This window comes from Marinobacterium stanieri, from assembly GCF_900155945.1.
GTDB lineage: Bacteria > Pseudomonadota > Gammaproteobacteria > Pseudomonadales > Balneatricaceae > Marinobacterium > Marinobacterium stanieri.
Genome location: NZ_FTMN01000002.1, coordinates 189,935 through 206,710, shown reverse-complemented (window position 1 = coordinate 206,710; position 16,776 = coordinate 189,935). Strand labels below are relative to the sequence as shown.

Genomic DNA, 16,776 nt, shown 5'->3' with positions numbered 1-16,776 from the left:
GATGACGGGGAGGGAGGCGGTTAGGTCGCTACTCTGGCGGCATGAACGCCATGACCGAATTCACCGAAGAGCTGGACCCGCGCCGCCTTGCCAGGCTGTTGTACTGGCAGGGTTTTCGCGTTGCCCGCATTGCGGAGCAGCTGGGCGAGAAGGCCGCCACGGTCCACAGCTGGAAAAAACGCGATGCCTGGGACGAGACCAAGCCTATCGAGCGGGTCGAGTTTGCCGTAGAGGCTAGACTGATCCAGCTCGTAATGAAAGACCCCAAGGAAGGGCGCGACTTCAAGGAAATAGACTTGCTCGGTCGCCAGATCGAGCGTATGGCCCGCGTGCGCCGGTATGAGGAACCGGGTGGTCATGAGGGGGATCTGAACCCGAAAGTCGCCAATCGCAACAAGGGCGAGCGCAAAAAGCCGGTCAAAAATGAGGTCACGGATGAGATCACCGAGCAGCTCCGTGCCGCGTTCTTTGATGAGCTGTTCGACTACCAGAAACACTGGTACCGCGCCGGTGAAAAGCACCGAATCCGTAACATCCTCAAGAGCCGCCAGATCGGGGCCACCTATTACTTCGCCCGGGAAGCGCTGCTGGATGCCGTCGAAACCGGGCGAAACCAGATTTTCCTTTCAGCCTCCAAAGCCCAGGCCCATGTGTTCAAGGAATACATTCAGGCGTATGCACGCGATGTGGCCGACTGGGAGCTGACCGGTGACCCGATAGTGCTGTCCAACGGGGCCACGCTGTACTTCCTGGGTACCAACGCCCGCACAGCACAGAGCTATCACGGCAACCTGTACTTCGATGAGTATTTCTGGACCTACAAGTTTCAGGAACTCCGCAAGGTCGCCTCCGGCATGGCGATGCACAAAAAGTGGCGGCAAACCTATTTCAGTACGCCGTCCAGCCTGAGCCATGACGCCTATCCATACTGGTCCGGCGAGCTGTTCAACAAGCGCCGCAAAAAAGCCGATCGCGTCGATATCGACACCAGCCACGCGGCACTGAAAAACGGGATGGAGTGCCCAGACGGCCAGTGGCGCCACATCGTTACGGTGGAGGATGCCGTTGCCCAGGGCTGTGATCTGTTCGACCTGAATCAGCTGCGCCTTGAGTACAGCGAGCCCGAATACGAAAACCTGCTAATGTGCCAGTTTGTCGATGACGACAAGAGCCTGTTCGGCATGATGATGATGCAGCGTTGCATGGTCGATAGCTGGGAGGTGTGGGACGACTTCAAACCGTTTGCACCTAAACCGGTGGGGGATAAACCGGTCTGGATTGGTTATGACCCGAACGGTGAAACCGAGACCGGCGACAACGCAGGCCTGGCTGTTGTGTTGCCTCCGGACAAACCGGGCGGCAAACACCGCATCGTTGAGCGCCGGCAGTTCAGGGGCCTGGATTATGAAGACCAGGCCGAGCAGATCCGTCAGCTGACCACGAAATACAACGTCACCCACATCGGCATCGACACCACGGGGATTGGCTCCTCGGTGTATCAGCTGGTCCGCAAATTCTTCCCGGCCGTGGTGCAATACCAGTACAACCCGGAAGTGAAAGGCGAGCTGGTCATGAAGGCCTACCAGCTGATCAGCAAAGGCCGCCTTGAGTTTGATGCCGGGTGGGTCGATATCGCCCAGGCATTCATGTCGATCCGCAAAACCACCACCGCCAGTGGCCGCCATATCACTTACATGGCAGGCCGCAACGGCACCACCGGTCACGCTGACCTGGCCTGGGCTGTGATGCACGCACTGGCCAAAGCCCCCCTTGAAACCGATGGCCCCGTTACGGGCTCCGGTAGCAGCATGATGGAGATTTACTGATGAGCGAGACAGCAGAGAAACAGCCCGGCATTGAGGCCTTCAGCTTCGGCGACCCGACACCGGTACTCGATAAGCGCGAGATCCTGGACTACATCGAATGCCTGCAGATGCAGAAGTGGTACGAGACGCCGCTGTCATTCGATGGCCTGGCCAAGTCCTTCCGGGCAGCGACCCACCACAGCAGCCCGATCTACTTCAAGGCCAACATCCTGACCAGTGCATTCAAGCCGCACAGGCTGCTGTCCCGCCAGGCATTCCGTCGCTGGGCTCTGGACTTCATTATTTTCGGCAACGCTTATCTCGAAAACCAGAAAAGCATGGGCAATCGCTCCATGACGCTGGAACCAGCACTGGCCAAATACACCCGCCGTGGACTCGACCTGGACACCTACTGGTTCGTGCGCGGTTGGGGCAAGGAGCACGAGTTCCGCAAGGGCAGCGTCTTCCACCTGATGGAGCCCGATATCAACCAGGAGATCTACGGCCTGCCGGAATACCTCGCTGCACTCAACAGCGCCTGGTTGAACGAGAGCGCCACGCTGTTCCGCCGCAAGTATTACCTAAACGGCAGCCACGCGGGTTTCATCCTCTACATGACTGACACGGCCCAGAACGAAAGTGACGTGGACAACCTTCGCCAGGCACTCAAGGATAGCAAAGGCCCTGGTAACTTCCGCAACCTGTTCATGTACTCGCCCAACGGCAAGAAAGACGGCCTGCAGGTGATCCCGATCAGCGAGGTCGCGGCCAAGGACGACATCTTCAACATCAAAAACGTCACCCGCGATGACATGCTCGCAGCGCACCGCGTGCCACCCGTTCTGATGGGTATCATGCCCAGCAACGTAGGCGGATTCGGAGATGTGGAGAAGGCATCCATGGTATTCGCCCGCAACGAACTGGTACCGCTGCAAAGCCGCTTCCTGGAACTCAACGAATGGATGGGCGAGGAGGTAGTGAAATTCGACCCCTATGTGATCGAAGAAGCGGTGTAAGAAAAATTGGATGTTGAATGCTTTGAGCAGCGGTGCATCCCTACATGAGTGAACCGCTGCTGATAATTCACTCTGTTATTACATCTCGTCAGTTAAGCGTTCTTCCCAAGGGAGCTGGAAATCGTCTACGTACCCCTGCGTGAAATCAGACCTCATGTAGCTTGATGATACATGTTTGATTACCTGCTCGAGGGCGAGTTCAGCGCTTTCTTGGCAGGCAGGAGTAAACACTCGTACTTCATCCCTATCTAATATTTGCTTTGCATTCTGTATATGTATCCGGTTTCTTACTTGGCGTAATGCATGTAATTCGTCATAAAGATCATCATCTTCACCAAGAAGCTTATGCTTCTTCGCCCCATCAATGTAAGTTGCAAACTGGTCCAATGTTTTCTCTCTTACAGCCTCCAGTACCTCGTCTGCTATGTTCTCTACACCCTCGCTTGTAAAGTTGTTGATCCTATAAAACAGGTCATGTAACAACGCTTCTACTACAGACGTGAGAGAAATGATGATTGGCTTACAAAAGAGGGGGGCGTCCTCTGATGGGGCATCACATTGGGATTGGTAAAGGACCGAGAGAACCTTGAGGTTGTAGTTGATATTATCTCCAGTTTTAAATTCACCGATAAAGTTGCTGTCAACAGTAAACATAGCCCTCTCCATGTGTCATATAGCTGTCGAAATGATGATGTGTAGTCAATCAGGAAAGCAGTAAAAAGTAATCTCCTCTTGCCATCTGCATGGTGTCTTAATCACAGCCATAGTTCCAGCCATTGCAGAGGGTACTACTCGCTTCAATAGTCCCTGCACCTACCACAGCCAACCACTACCCCGTAAACGCGCTCGTCCCCCTCCACGCCTGCGGTGCTTCTTGAGCGTGTAATTATGCGGTGCATGATACGGCTGCAGGACAGGCCCACTGTGGGCTTTTCGTAGCTATGGTGGTGGCAGGAATTCATGCGGATTTATGCGGGTACAGAGGGGGTTACAGGGAGTTCTGGGGGATACGTTCAGTGCTGGATATTTCATTCTTGCATCGGGGAAAGGTGATTTAGGTGATGTCGTATAAAAAAGTCTGTAAGTGACTGATATATATGGTATTTATTGTTACCTCTGAAAGGTGATGAAAGGTGATCAATAAGGTGATGGAATTATAGGTTATTGTTTTATAAGTATTTTATTTTTTATCAGTATCACCTATCTAAAAGGTAACACATCACCAATCTATCACCGTTTAATCACCTTTTGCGTGTATCCTGAAGTCCTTGTGATTCGTGGCCTCCAGCCATATTTCTGCCGTCCATCACCTTTATCACCTTTTTCCGATGGCCTCCTGAAAAAAATTAGACCTACTCCCTAATGCGTGCGTGCGCACATGCGAGGGGTGTTTCTTTCTCATAACTTCTTGTTCAGGAAATTGGTTTAGGCCTGAGGTGTGAGTTTTTGTATCAGGTGTATGTGTGGTTGGGAGTAGAGGTTGGCAGCTACGCTGAAAAGGTAATAATTGCTTCTAAATCAGTAGGATGGATTATTGTCCAGAACACACTGGCAGTGTTGAGGTCAGCGGTTCGATCCCGCTAGGCTCCACCAATTTCCTCCTCTTTAGTTCTTTTGTTCTACTATTGTATCTGATAGCCATTCCCACAGCCTGATCTGTGCTCGGATGTTGCGTCGGTATTGCATCTATCCGTTTCTACTGTCTTTTAATGTCAATTTTGTGGCCTGTTCTGCCATGTCCTATCGGTTGTCTTGTTGTTTAAATGAGACGTTAAAGCGTTTTTGCACGTCAATGCCTGTCCGTATTGGTTAACTGGTGCTGTGCTGGCAGTTAGCGGCAACGCTTTTTTCTGGAAACCGACTCTACAAAAATAATAAGTTGGAACACCTGATGCCAAGTTTGCTTACGCCTGCGATCAGCCTGATGAACAGGCTGTCCTACCTGTCTAAATTTATTCTGATCAATTTGCTGTTTCTTATTCCCCTGTTGTGGCTGGCCTATATGCAACTGAGCGATATATCGGCCAGGAAGGATTCTACCCGGCAACAGCTGAGCGGAATGGAGGCCCTGCAGCAAGCCCTTGAGTTAACCCGTATCGCCGGTGAGGTCCGGGACCTGACCGTAGTGCGTGAGACCGCGAATGTCCTGCAGCAGGAGATCGCTGAGCTGGGTGATGCCTATGCGGAAAATCTGGCGAGGTTGCAAGTCTATGTGGCTGAGCTGGGGCTGGAAGGCAAGCTGGCGGACTCGTTTGAGCGGCTTGAGGCCATCAGTAACAAGCCGCTGATGTCGTCCGGCTCCAATACCGAAGGCAGCTTTGCCAATGAAAACCAGTTGGTTCTGGAAAGCTGGATACTGGTGCACACCATCAGTTATCACACGGGACTCTATCAGGATTCGGATCCGAACAACTTTGTCTTGATGAAAACGGTGCTCGACTCCATGGAGTCGCTGCTTGAGCATCAGGGGCAGATGCGCAGCTTCTCCACGCTTACTGTGCGTTCGGGCACCATGAACTCCACCATGATTGAAATCCTCAGTCGTTTGATGGACGAGTTGTTAAGTGACCAGAAGCGTCTCGATAGTGCCTTGCGACCTGTTCTGGGCAACGAGGCCGTTTATGGAAAGGCCGTTATCGACTCGGCTCAAGCAATCGTTGAGAGCCTTGAGCAAGGGGTTGTTCGTTTCGAGAACGATTTGCTGCTGGATGAAAATATCGATTATGACTGGCGCAGCTATTACCAGCGCGAATCGGCCACGACCGAGCAGGTGTATGCATTCATTGATGCTGCGCTGCAATTCGTGAATGGCCGGCTGCAACAGCGTTATGGGGCGCAGGAGCAGTTGTTCTACGGGCTTTTGGCTGCGATTGTGCTGGTGTTTGTGCTCACGAACTATCTGATGCTGGGGTTCAGTGTGTCGGTGCGCAGGGCAATTAATGCGCTGCTTTCGGCAGCGGAGTCAGTGGCCCAGGGTGATTTGACTCAGCAGGTCTGTATCGGCAACCGTGATGAAATGGGGCGACTGGCGGGGCGGTTCAACGCCATGGTTGAGCAGATGCGCAATCTGCTGGGGCAGGTCACCAGTACGGCGCAGGCTGTGGCAAGCCAGGCTGCTGTGGTGGATGGTATTGCTCACCGAAGCCGTGAGGATGTTGAACGTCAGCAGCAGGAAACCGAGCAGGTGGCCACGGCGGTCAACCAGATGGTTGCCAGTGCAGAAGATGTTGCCAAGCAAACCCAGGTGGCTTCCCGTGAAACCGGCAGTGTGGATTCCGAAGCGACGCAGGGGCAAAAGCTGGTTGAGGTGACCCTGGGTGACATACACCAGCTGTCGACGGATATCGATAACGCCATGGGCTCAATCCGCCGGCTGGTCAAGGAAAGTGACACCATTGCCCAGGTTTTGGATGTCATTAAAGGCGTTGCCGAGCAGACCAACCTGCTGGCGTTGAATGCGGCGATCGAGGCAGCGCGGGCAGGGGAGCAGGGGCGCGGCTTCGCCGTCGTTGCAGATGAAGTGCGCACTCTGGCCAAGCGCACTCAGGAGTCAACCGCGGAAATAGAAAGCATGATTCTCGGCTTGCAGTCAGGCGTGGGCGAGGCTGTGAAAGCGATGGAGGTGTCGCACGGCAAGGTTGGCCAGACGGTGTCCAATTCCTCTGAAGTCGGCCGTAGTCTCGAGCATATCTCGAGTGCAATCAGTCGCATTCTCGATTTCAACACCCAGATCGCCTCTGCAGGTGAGCAGCAGACCCAGGTGGCCAGTGAAATCGAACGCAATATACACTCGATTAGCCAGGTGGGAAGCCAAACCGCCAACGGGGCACGTGAGACGGTAGAAGCCTGTCGTCAGATGGCGCAGCAAACGGAGCGACTGCAGGCAGTGGTGTCCGCTTTCAAGGTGTAGTGCCGGGTTGCTGACAGGGTGTTTGCCCTGTGCGCCCTGTCTTCTTCTTATAGTGCATAGCGCCCTGCCAAATGGCAGGGCGTTTTGCGTTCAGGGCCGCTTCTTTCTTCAAATGGCTGGTTTGGCGTTGATGGTGTTGAGGTGCGCCGTGCTCTGCGCCAAATGGATGTGCGTACAGCTGATCACGGATTCGCCAGTGTGAACTAGAATTAAGGAACTTGAGGTACATCAATCTTTCAAGTGATACATTTATTTAAAAAAATATTCCAATTTGTGTATCATTAATTGGAAGAGTTGGTGTACATTTACTCTATCGCATGCTGGTGAGCGTATCTTGTGATGTCGCGCCTGTGATTAACACGGTGGTTACGGCTTCCATCACGCAGGTGCGATACAAAATAATCGCTTACGTACAATAAGCTGTTACATAGTGCGAAAGTAAGAAACATAAGATCGGAGAGCAGAACGATGACGCCCGAAGAACAAAATTTCATGCGGAAGATCGAAGCGGAAGAGAAGATCGAACCCAAGGACTGGATGCCGGCAGATTACCGCAAAAACCTGATCCGCCAGATCTCTCAGCACGCCCATTCTGAAGTGATTGGCATGCAGCCGGAAGGCAACTGGATTACCCGTGCTCCGTCCCTGCGTCGCAAGGCGGTTCTGCTGTCCAAGGTTCAGGATGAAGCGGGTCACGGCCTGTACCTGTACTCTGCAGCCGAAACTCTGGGCATTTCGCGTTCCGAAATGATCGAGCAGCTGCAGACTGGCAAGGCCAAGTACTCTTCCATCTTCAACTACCCGACCCTGACCTGGGCAGATGTCGCAGCAATCGGCTGGCTGGTAGACGGTGCTGCCATCGTTAACCAGGTATCCCTGCAGCGCACCTCTTACGGTCCTTATTCTCGCGGCATGATCCGTATCTGTAAGGAAGAGAGCTTCCACCAGCGTCAGGGCTATGAAGCCATGCTGGCACTGGCACACGGTTCTCCGGAGCAGAAAGAGATGGCTCAGGACGCTCTGAACCGTTTCTACTGGCCGGCGCTGATGATGTTTGGTCCGCATGACTCCGCTTCTGCCCACTCCCAGAAGTCCATGGAGTGGAAGATCAAGCGTGAGACCAACGACGACCTGCGTCAGAAGTTTGTTGACCAGACCGTTAAGCAGATCGAGGTACTGGGTCTGGAGCATCCGGACAAAAACCTGAAGTGGAACGAAGAGCGTGGCCACTACGATAGCAGCGACCTGAACTGGGACGAGTTCTGGAGCGTTATCAACGGTAACGGTCACTGCAACCGTGAACGTATCGAACACCACGTTGCTGCTCACGAAGAAGGTGAGTGGGTACGTGACGCCATTGCGGCATACAACGAAAAGAAACGCGCTAAAAAAGCGCAGAATGCGGCGTAAGAGGGGACCTGATAATGACTAAGCCAACTGAAAAACTGGAACTGTTTGAAGTATTTGTTCGTTCCAAGCGCGGTCTGGACCACAAGCATGTTGGAAGCCTGCACGCCGAAGATCACGAACAGGCACTGGAATACGCCCGTGACTGCTATACCCGTCGTAGCGAAGGCGTGAGCCTGTGGGTTGTTAAATCCAGCGACATCTGTGCCTCTCAGGAAGATGATGCGGATTGCTTCTACGATCCGAACGACGACAAGCCGTACCGCCATGCGACTTATTACGTCCTGCCCGATCCCGTTAACAACATGTAATTGGCATTCACGGGATAGATTGAGGAGACAAGTAATGAGTGATGCAATCAAAGCGGCAACGCTGGAATACGCCACCCGTCTGGGTGATGACTCTGTAGTACTGGGTCACCGTATCTCTGAATGGGTCAGCTACGGCCCGTTCCTGGAAGAAGATATTGCCTACGGCAACGTGGCGCTGGACTACATCGGTCGCGCCCGCATGTTTTACACCTATGCAGCCGAGCTGGCTGATGATGGCCGCACCGAAGATGACTTCGCTTATATGCGCAGTGATCGTGAATACCGCAACCTGCTGCTGATGGAAATGCCGAAAGGTGATTTCGCCTACTCGCAGGTACGTCAGCTGTTCGCAGACGTGTACTACACCCTGGTACTGCCGCAGCTGCTGCATTCCAAGGATGAAACCCTGTCTGCCATTGCGGCCAAGGGTATCAAGGAAACCAAATATCACCTGCGTCGCAGCCGTGAATGGGTTCTGCGTCTGGGTGACGGTACCGAAGAAAGTCACAAGCGTACGCAGAAAGCGGTCGATTCACTCTGGGGCTACACCCATGAGCTGTTCGACATGGACGAAACCGAACAGATGCTGGCCGACGCCGGTATCGCGGTGGACGTGTCCAAGCTGCGTGACGAGTGGCACAAAATGGTCAGCGACATTCTCACCGAAGCGACACTGACAGTACCTGAAGATAGTTGGGCTGTGCGTGGTGGCCGTACCGGTTATCACACTGAAAATCTGGGTCACATGCTGACCGAGATGCAGATTACGCACCGTTCTTACCCGGGTTGCCAGTGGTAAGCGCAAGCTGCCAGGAATAAGAATCATGAATGAAATCTCACTGATGCCAGAAGAGCAGTACCAGCGCCTCCAGCAGCGCAACGCCGCTGAGGTGAAGGAGCTTTGGGACCTGCTCGATCAAGTTAAGGATCCTGAAGTGCCGGTACTGAGCATTTGGGATCTGGGGATCTTGCGTGATGTCGAGCGTGACGGTGACCGCATTGTGGTCACCATCACCCCGACATACTCGGGTTGCCCGGCGATGAACACCATTACCGATGATGTTATTGCGGCGCTCAAGGCCAACGGCTACGACGACGTTGAGGTGAAAACCAAACTGTCGCCGGCCTGGAGCTCCGAGTGGATGTCGCCGGAAGGGCGGCGCAAGCTGCGCAACTACGGTATCGCGCCGCCTGAAGATGCCGAGCTGGATGAGGACGGTCTGACGCCGGACGCTCATGCCCAGTGTCCGCATTGCGGATCACGCGACACCCGCAGAATCAGTGAGTTTGGCTCCACCGCCTGTAAGGCGCTGTTTCAGTGCAATGACTGCAATGAGCCTTTTGACTATTTCAAAAAGATATAAGGTGAAGCAATGTCTGACACCAATTTCTACACGCTGAAAATTGCCGAAGTGCAGCCGGAAACCGATTCGGCCATCAGCGTGACCTTTGCTGTACCGGAAGAGCTGACCGAGAAATTCAACTTCATCCAGGGCCAGTTTCTGACCCTGCGTGCCATGATCGACGGTGAAGATGTCCGTCGTTCCTACTCCATCTGCTCCGGTGTGACCGACGGCAAGATGCGTGTTGGCATCAAGCGTGTCGATGGCGGCAAGTTCTCCAACTACGCCAACGACCACTTCAAGCCGGGCATGGATATTGAAGTGATGCCGCCGCAGGGTAGCTTCTACACCGAGCTGAAGCCGGACAACGCGAAGAACTACATGTGCATCGCCGCCGGTTCCGGTATCACGCCGATGATCTCCATCATGAAATCCGTGCTGGACATCGAACCGAACAGCCGCGTGACCCTGATCTACGGTAACCAGCGTTCCAACACAGTAATGTTCAAAGACGAACTGAACTTCGTCAAGAACCGTTACTTGGATCGCTTCCAGTGGATCAACATCATGGACTATGAAGACCAGGGTGCTGACCTGCTGAATGGCCGTATCGACAACAAGAAAGGCTACGCACTGCAGAAAGCCGGTTTGATCGATATCAAGAACACCGATGAAGCTTTCATCTGTGGTCCTGAAGCGATGATGACCGAAGTGTCTCGCGGTTTCCGTATGGAAGGTCTGAGCGACGACCAGATTCACTACGAACTCTTTGCCAGCTCTTCCGCCGATGCCCAGGCGACTCTGGAAAAAGCCCAGGCGCGTGTGGCTCAGTACGGTGAAGAGAAGATGAGCAAGGTTACCGTCGTTGCCGATGGTCGCTCTGTCATGTTTGATCTGGCCACCGTGGGTCAGAACATCCTGGATGCCGGTATGGATGTGGGCATGGACCTGCCTTACTCCTGTAAGGGCGGTGTCTGCTCCACCTGTAAATGTAAGCTGGTGAAAGGTGAAGTGGAGATGGATATCTCTCACGGTCTGGAGCCGCACGAAATCGAAGCCGGTTACGTGCTTAGCTGCCAGGCGCACCCGATCTCTGACGAGGTCGTTCTGGACTTTGACCAGCGCAACTGATTGCTCTGCAAGACCCGCAAAAGCCCGACTTCGGTCGGGCTTTTTTATATCTAGCGGATTCTGAAAGGCGTTATTCTGTTGCCTGCTCTGCCTGCTCTGCCTGCTCTGCCTGCTCTGCCTGCTCTGATTCCGGAGCGATAACAGTGGCGCTATTAATCACAATGGGTGTTACGGGTACATCGCGGTATCTTCCCCGTGTGCCGGTTTGCGTTTTGCTGATCGTATCGACGACGTCCATTCCCTCGGTTACCTTGCCGAACACCGTATAACCGGGACGACCCGGAACGCCATCGAGGCGGCGGTTATCAGCCGTGTTAATGAAGAACTGGGACGTGGCGCTGTTGGGGTCACGGGTACGGGCCATGGCAATGGTGCCGCGGCGGTTGCTCAGCTGGTTGGTGGACTCATGCTTGATCGGGTCCCGTGTATCCAGCTGCTGCATATCGGGTGTGAACCCGCCGCCCTGAATCATGAAGCCGGGAATGACGCGGTGAAAGATCAGACCGTCGTAGTGGCCATCCTCAACATACTGGACAAAGTTATTCACGGTGATAGGGGCTTTTTCGGCATTCAGTTCCAGCTGGATTACGCCGACACTGGTATCCAGTCTGATCTCTACTGCGGGTTCGGGCGCTGCGTATGCCAGGCTTCCAGTGAATAGGGACGTTGCCACCAGCAGCGTCGCAGTGAGATTTTTTGTCATTGGTTGACTCCTTTTAGCGTCAAAATATACGGGGCGCTGTGTTAATCTATAAAAAATTCTCAGGCCTTATATGCTTAGGCTAGCATGTTGGCACGTATGGCATATATGTGCTTGAGTGTAATTCAGCTGCGTACTTCGGCGTAGCCCTTGAGCGCGTATAACCGGCCTCATTGTTGGGAGTCAGTATGACGGATGTGAACATGCCTGAGCAGAGTGCCATTGGATGTGCTGGCTGCAAGCAACCTTTGGACTTTGATTTTACCTTCGCCTTTCAGCCGATTGTGGATGTTGCCAAGGGTGAGGTGTATGGCTACGAGGCGTTGGTAAGAGGCAAGGCCGGTGAAGGCGCCTTGGAGGTTTTGTCCAAAGTAACCGACGACAACCGCTATGCCTTTGACCAGGCCTGTCGCGTGAAGGCGATTGAACTGGCTGCCCGTTTGGGATTGAAGCAGAAACTCAGCATCAATTTCCTGCCCAATGCGGTCTATTCACCTGAGCACTGTATCCGCAGCACGCTCAAGGCTGCACGAGACTATGGTGTGCCCGCTGAGCAGATCATGTTTGAAATTACCGAGTCCGAACGTGTCCACGACACGGCACACCTGACGCGAATCTTTGAATACTATCGTGCTCAGGGGTTTGTCACGGCCCTGGATGACTTCGGCGCGGGGCATGCAGGTTTAAACCTGTTGGCGGGCTTCATTCCACATATCCTCAAAATTGACATGGAGCTGGTCCGAGGGATTGACCACCTGGAAGTGAAGCAGGTGATTATGGATGGTCTGTTGGAGATATGTACCCGGTTGGGTATCACCCTCTTGGCCGAAGGCGTGGAGACCCGCGAAGAGATGGAATACTTCCGTACACGCGGAGTGCGCCTGATGCAGGGGTACTATTTTGCCAAGCCTGGCTTTGAAGCACTGCCGCTGGCTGATACTGGTCTGTGAAATAATTCTGAACACTGTTTAAAAAAAGATTGACCTGGCTTGGGCTGCCTGATTATTATCCTTCACATAATAATTGAACAGTGTTCATTAAGGAGAGGCAGATGGCCAGGCGAAATGATCATACACGCGAGGAGTTGCGTGAACTGGCGCTGGAAGCGGCAGAGCATATCGTTCAGACACAAGGTGTAGAGGCGCTCAGCACCCGCAAGGTTGCAACCGCAATTGGATATTCAGTCGGGTCATTGTATTCGGTGTTCAGCAACCTGGATGACCTCTGCTGGCAGCTCAATACACGTACCCTCACCGAGTTACTGGAAGAGTTGGAGCGCCAGCAGGCAGAAGAGCCCAAAGCCTGTTTGCATGCCTACGGTCTTATCTACCTGCAATTTGCCCAACGTCACCCCGAGCGGTGGCGTTTGCTGTTCGAACACCGCTCACCTGAAGGCAAACAGATGCCAGATGCGCTTGAAACGCAGATTGCGACCCTGTTTTCCTATATTGATCGCTGTCTTGGAACCCTGTTTCCTGCCTGGTCTGCTAATGAGCTTGCGCTGCGTGCCAGGACCGTCTGGAGTGGTGTTCACGGCATTGCCCAACTTCAGCTGGGCGACAAGTTGTTCCTTCAAGAGCCTGACGGCGCCACCCAGATGCTGGCACTGCTGATTGATGGTCTGCTTAAGGGCTGGCAGCAGGAGGGAGAGTGTCATGCTTGAACTTCTCCGTATACGTGGTTTCCTGCCCTTTATCCTGATTGCGTTTATCAATGCATTTGTGGACCTGGGCCACAAGATCATTATCCAGAACACCCTGTTCAAGGCCTATGACGGCGATCTTCAGGTCATGCTGACAGCTGTCGTGAATGGCCTGATTCTGCTGCCCTTTATTCTGCTGTTTACTCCTGCCGGCTTCATTTCGGACCGTTATGCCAAGCCTCGTGTCATGAAAGCTGCCGCCTGGGGGGCGGTTGTTATCACCGGTTTGATTACGCTCTGCTACTACAACGGCTGGTTTGTCACCGCCTTTGGCCTGACGTTTGTTCTGGCCGTGCAAAGTGCGCTCTATTCCCCGGCCAAATATGGCTTTATCCGCGAGCTGGTGGGGCAGGAGCGCCTCAGTGAAGGCAACGGCTGGATGCAGGCCACCACCATGGTGGCGATTCTGAGTGGTATCGTCGCCTTTTCCGCCATGTTTGAAGCCCGTTTTGATGCCCAAACGGCACGCGTACCAGGCGAGGTGCTGCAACAGATCGCACCGCTGGGTTTTCTGCTCGTGCTGGGTGCCGTGCTGGAGCTGGTGTTGGCCTATCGTCTGCCGCAGAAGCCGGCGCGCAGGCCGGACCTGAAGTTCAGCATGCGCGACTATGTAACGACGCGAAGCCTGCGCCGCAATATGCGGATGCTGGTGGCCAAGCCGGGGATTATCCAGTCCATTATTGGTCTGGCACTGTTCTGGTCGATCAGTCAGGTAATGCTGGCCGTGTTCCCGGCTTATGCCGAAGTGACCTTTGCTGAAGACAATACCTTTGTCATCCAGGGGGTTATGGCACTGGCCGGTATCGGCATCATGCTCGGTTCCATACTGGCAGCGCGCCTGTCGCGGCACTATATCAATGCCGGGCTGATCCCGGTGGGGGCGATTGGCGTAGCGCTGGGACTCTGGTTGCTGCCGATGATGGAGTCGCTGCTTTGGGTTGCCCCGGTCTTCCTGTTGATCGGTATCAGTGGTTCGCTGATGACGATTCCTCTGAACGCACTGATTCAGTTCAATGCACGTGAAGATCGTCTGGGCCGTGTACTGGCCGGTAATAACCTGATTCAGAACGTGGCGATGCTCAGCTTCCTGGTCATCACGGTGCTGAGTGCCTGGCTTTCCGTAAGTGCCGAAACACTGCTCTGGGTGCTGGTGGTCGTAGCTTGTGGCGGGGCGCTTTACTCGATAGGTCGTTTGCCTCAGGCGGCCTTGCGACTGCTGGTGTCGCTGCTGGTTCGTCGTCGCTATAACCTGAAAGTGCAGGGTTTTGAACATCTGGCGACAGTTGATGATGGCATTCTGCTGCTGGGCAACCATATCAGTTGGCTGGATTGGGCCATGATTCAGATGGCCTGTCCCAAGCATATCCACTTCGTAATGGAGCGTTCCATCTATGAGCGCTGGTATCTGCGCTGGTTTATGGATCTGTATGGTGTGATCCCGATCTCCAAGGGTCGTGCGCGTACTGCCATGCAGGAGGTGCGTCGTCTGCTGTCAGAAGGCAAAGTGGTTTGCCTGTTCCCCGAGGGCGCCATCAGCTATACGGGTCAGCTGGGTGAATTCAAGCGCGGCTTCGAGCGGATTGTGCGCCAGGAAGAGGGGGAGTCCCTGCAGGCCCATATCGTACCCTTCTATCTGCGTGGGCTCTGGGGCAGCCGTTTCTCTCGCTCCAGCGAACGTTTGCAGAGCAGTGAAGGCAGCCGCCTGAAACGTGATGTTATCGTCTCGTTCGGTGAAACCATGCCGATTGAAAGCACGGCTGCCGAGGTAAAACAACAGGTGCTGGCGCTCTCGGTACATGCCTGGAATGAATACACTGATAGCCTGGATACGCTGCCGCAGGCCTTCATCCGTACCGCCAAGGCGGCACCGACCGAATGGGCATTGACGGACCTGAATGGCCCTGTGCTGAATCATCGTCGGCTGCTGACCGCCACAATTCTGTTCAGTCGTCGCATGCGCCGTATCGAGGAGCAGAACCTGGGCCTGTTACTGCCTACGGCAGCGGGTGGTGCCATTGCCAATATGGCCGCGATGATGGCGGGCAAGACCGTGGTCAACCTGAACTACACGGCGTCTCAGGCGTCTCTGCTGAGCGCCATTGAGCAGGCCGAAATCAAGACGCTGGTTACATCCAGTCGCTTCCTCAAGAAGCTGGAGCAGCGGGGTGTCTGCCTGCAGGAGTTATTGGACCGGGTTGAAGTCATCGAGCTGGAAGAGGTCAAGGCCGGTATTGGCAAACTGGAATCGGTCCTGACACTGGCTCAGAGTGTCCTGATGCCTGAGTTTCTGTTGCGTTGGCGCTACGGCGGCAAGGCAGCACTGGATGATACGGCGGCCATTCTGTTTTCGTCGGGCAGTGAAGGCAGTCCCAAGGGTGTGATGCTCAGTCACCGCAACATGATGGCGAACCTGAAGCAGATCTCGGCAGTACTTAACGTGCGGGAAGATGACTGTATTCTGGCGACCTTGCCGCTGTTCCATGCCTTTGGCCTGACGGTCACCTGCATGCTGCCGCTGGTTGAGGGTATCCCGCTGGTGTGTCATCCGGACCCGACCGACGCTGTGAATATCGGCAAGGCGGCGGCTCGCTACCGCGCCACGATCACGTGTGGCACCAGTACCTTCCTCAATCTCTACATGCGTAATCGCAAGGTGCATCCGCTGATGTTCGAATCCCTGCGTGTCGTCGTGGCCGGGGCTGAGAAGTTGTCACCCACGGTCAAGCAGAACTTTGAAGGCAAATTCAAGGTGCCGGTGGTGGAAGGCTACGGCTGTACCGAAACCACGCCCGTGGCCGGGGTCAATCTGCCGGATCATCTGGATACCCAGTGGTGGAATGTCCAGATCGGTGAGCGCGCCGGAACGGTAGGGATGGCATTGCCGGGCTCCATGTTCAGGATTGTTGACCCCGAGACGCTGGAGCAATTGCCAACGGGTGAAGACGGCCTGATTTTGCTGGGCGGAAGCCAGATTATGAAAGGCTATCTCAACAACCCGGCGAAAACAGACGAGGTTGTGGTCGAGCTGGATGATCTGCGCTGGTACAAAACCGGAGACAAGGGGCATCTGGATGAGGATGGATTCCTGACCATAGTCGATCGTTACTCCCGTTTTGCCAAAGTCGGGGGGGAGATGATCTCCCTGGGTGCCGTCGAAACCGAACTGAGACGTGTCCTCGGCGATGAGCAACCTCTGGCTGCAGTGGCAGTGCCGGATGAAAAGAAAGGCGAACGTATTCTGCTGCTGATCGAAACGGATGACACCGCAGCTGTCGAAGCCGCATTGCGAGCTTCTGATATCGCGCCATTGATGCGCCCTGCGGCCATCTACAAGGTTGATGAGGTGCCTGTTTTGGGCAGTGGCAAGCCGGACCTGGCATCAGCCAAGCGTTTGGCGCTGGAACTCAATGCAGGATCTAAGGCATAATTCCGAGTAAATTGGTTGGTTATA

The 16,776-nt window shown here is 54.4% G+C and carries 13 protein-coding genes; 11 read left to right on the top strand and 2 right to left on the bottom strand.

Translation table 11 applies throughout. From position 1 onward, the window contains the following. Nucleotides 1-50: 50 nt before the first annotated feature. Both BW956_RS05770 and BW956_RS05765 read left to right on the top strand, forming a co-directional pair. Nucleotides 51-1,826 carry a terminase ATPase subunit family protein gene (locus tag BW956_RS05770; RefSeq protein ID WP_217695094.1) on the top strand — a complete coding sequence of 592 codons (1,776 nt, stop codon included), beginning with the start codon at nt 51-53 and terminating at the stop codon, nt 1,824-1,826. Further along, entirely contained in the window at nt 1,826-2,821 is a 996-nt protein-coding gene (locus BW956_RS05765) for a phage portal protein (protein ID WP_076461557.1), read from the top strand. The genes BW956_RS05770 and BW956_RS05765 overlap by 1 nt, the downstream gene beginning before the upstream one ends. Nucleotides 2,822-2,899: 78 nt before the next feature. Here BW956_RS05765 and BW956_RS05760 read toward each other — a convergent pair whose 3' ends face one another. Continuing rightward, nucleotides 2,900-3,475 carry a hypothetical protein gene (locus BW956_RS05760; protein ID WP_076461555.1) on the bottom strand — a complete coding sequence of 192 codons (576 nt, stop codon included), beginning with the start codon at nt 3,473-3,475 and terminating at the stop codon, nt 2,900-2,902. A 1,237-nt stretch (nt 3,476-4,712) separates the two neighbouring features. On the opposite strand from BW956_RS05760, the gene BW956_RS05755 reads away from it, so the two are divergent. The 6 genes from BW956_RS05755 (at nt 4,713) to paaE (ending at nt 10,923) form a co-directional block, all read left to right on the top strand. Beyond that, a complete protein-coding gene (locus BW956_RS05755) occupies nt 4,713-6,731 on the top strand; it encodes a methyl-accepting chemotaxis protein (RefSeq protein WP_139327134.1) in 2,019 nt (672 codons plus the stop codon). A 468-nt stretch (nt 6,732-7,199) separates the two neighbouring features. Then, complete coding sequence (gene paaA, locus BW956_RS05750; protein WP_076461551.1) at nt 7,200-8,141, top strand: 1,2-phenylacetyl-CoA epoxidase subunit PaaA; 942 nt, start codon at nt 7,200-7,202, stop codon at nt 8,139-8,141. Between the two features lie 14 nt (nt 8,142-8,155). After that, a complete protein-coding gene (gene paaB / locus BW956_RS05745; RefSeq protein WP_010325399.1) occupies nt 8,156-8,449 on the top strand; it encodes a 1,2-phenylacetyl-CoA epoxidase subunit PaaB in 294 nt (97 codons plus the stop codon). A gap of 34 nt (nt 8,450-8,483) precedes the next feature. Further along, the gene (gene paaC / locus BW956_RS05740; protein ID WP_010325400.1) at nt 8,484-9,248 is read left to right on the top strand and encodes a 1,2-phenylacetyl-CoA epoxidase subunit PaaC; all 765 of its coding nucleotides are present in this window, start codon (nt 8,484-8,486) and stop codon (nt 9,246-9,248) included. A gap of 25 nt (nt 9,249-9,273) precedes the next feature. Then, nucleotides 9,274-9,813 (top strand): 1,2-phenylacetyl-CoA epoxidase subunit PaaD, encoded by a 540-nt coding sequence (gene paaD, locus BW956_RS05735; protein ID WP_010325401.1) that lies wholly within the window; start codon nt 9,274-9,276, stop codon nt 9,811-9,813. 9 nt (nt 9,814-9,822) lie between these two features. After that, nucleotides 9,823-10,923, top strand: coding sequence for a 1,2-phenylacetyl-CoA epoxidase subunit PaaE (gene paaE / locus BW956_RS05730; protein WP_076461549.1), 1,101 nt, complete (start codon nt 9,823-9,825; stop codon nt 10,921-10,923). A gap of 70 nt (nt 10,924-10,993) precedes the next feature. Here paaE and BW956_RS05725 read toward each other — a convergent pair whose 3' ends face one another. Further along, nucleotides 10,994-11,626, bottom strand: coding sequence for a peptidylprolyl isomerase (locus BW956_RS05725; RefSeq protein WP_076461547.1), 633 nt, complete (start codon nt 11,624-11,626; stop codon nt 10,994-10,996). 185 nt (nt 11,627-11,811) lie between these two features. Between BW956_RS05725 and BW956_RS05720 the strand changes: the two genes are divergently transcribed. The 3 genes from BW956_RS05720 to BW956_RS05710 all read left to right on the top strand — a co-directional run bounded on the left by BW956_RS05720 (nt 11,812) and on the right by BW956_RS05710 (nt 16,752). Continuing rightward, on the top strand, nt 11,812-12,573 hold the full coding sequence (locus tag BW956_RS05720) for an EAL domain-containing protein (RefSeq protein ID WP_244894325.1): 762 nt from the start codon (nt 11,812-11,814) through the stop codon (nt 12,571-12,573). Between the two features lie 101 nt (nt 12,574-12,674). Then, nucleotides 12,675-13,286, top strand: coding sequence for a TetR/AcrR family transcriptional regulator (locus BW956_RS05715; RefSeq protein WP_076461543.1), 612 nt, complete (start codon nt 12,675-12,677; stop codon nt 13,284-13,286). Further along, a complete protein-coding gene (locus BW956_RS05710; protein WP_076461541.1) occupies nt 13,279-16,752 on the top strand; it encodes an acyl-[ACP]--phospholipid O-acyltransferase in 3,474 nt (1,157 codons plus the stop codon). The genes BW956_RS05715 and BW956_RS05710 overlap by 8 nt, the downstream gene beginning before the upstream one ends. Nucleotides 16,753-16,776: the final 24 nt, after the last annotated feature.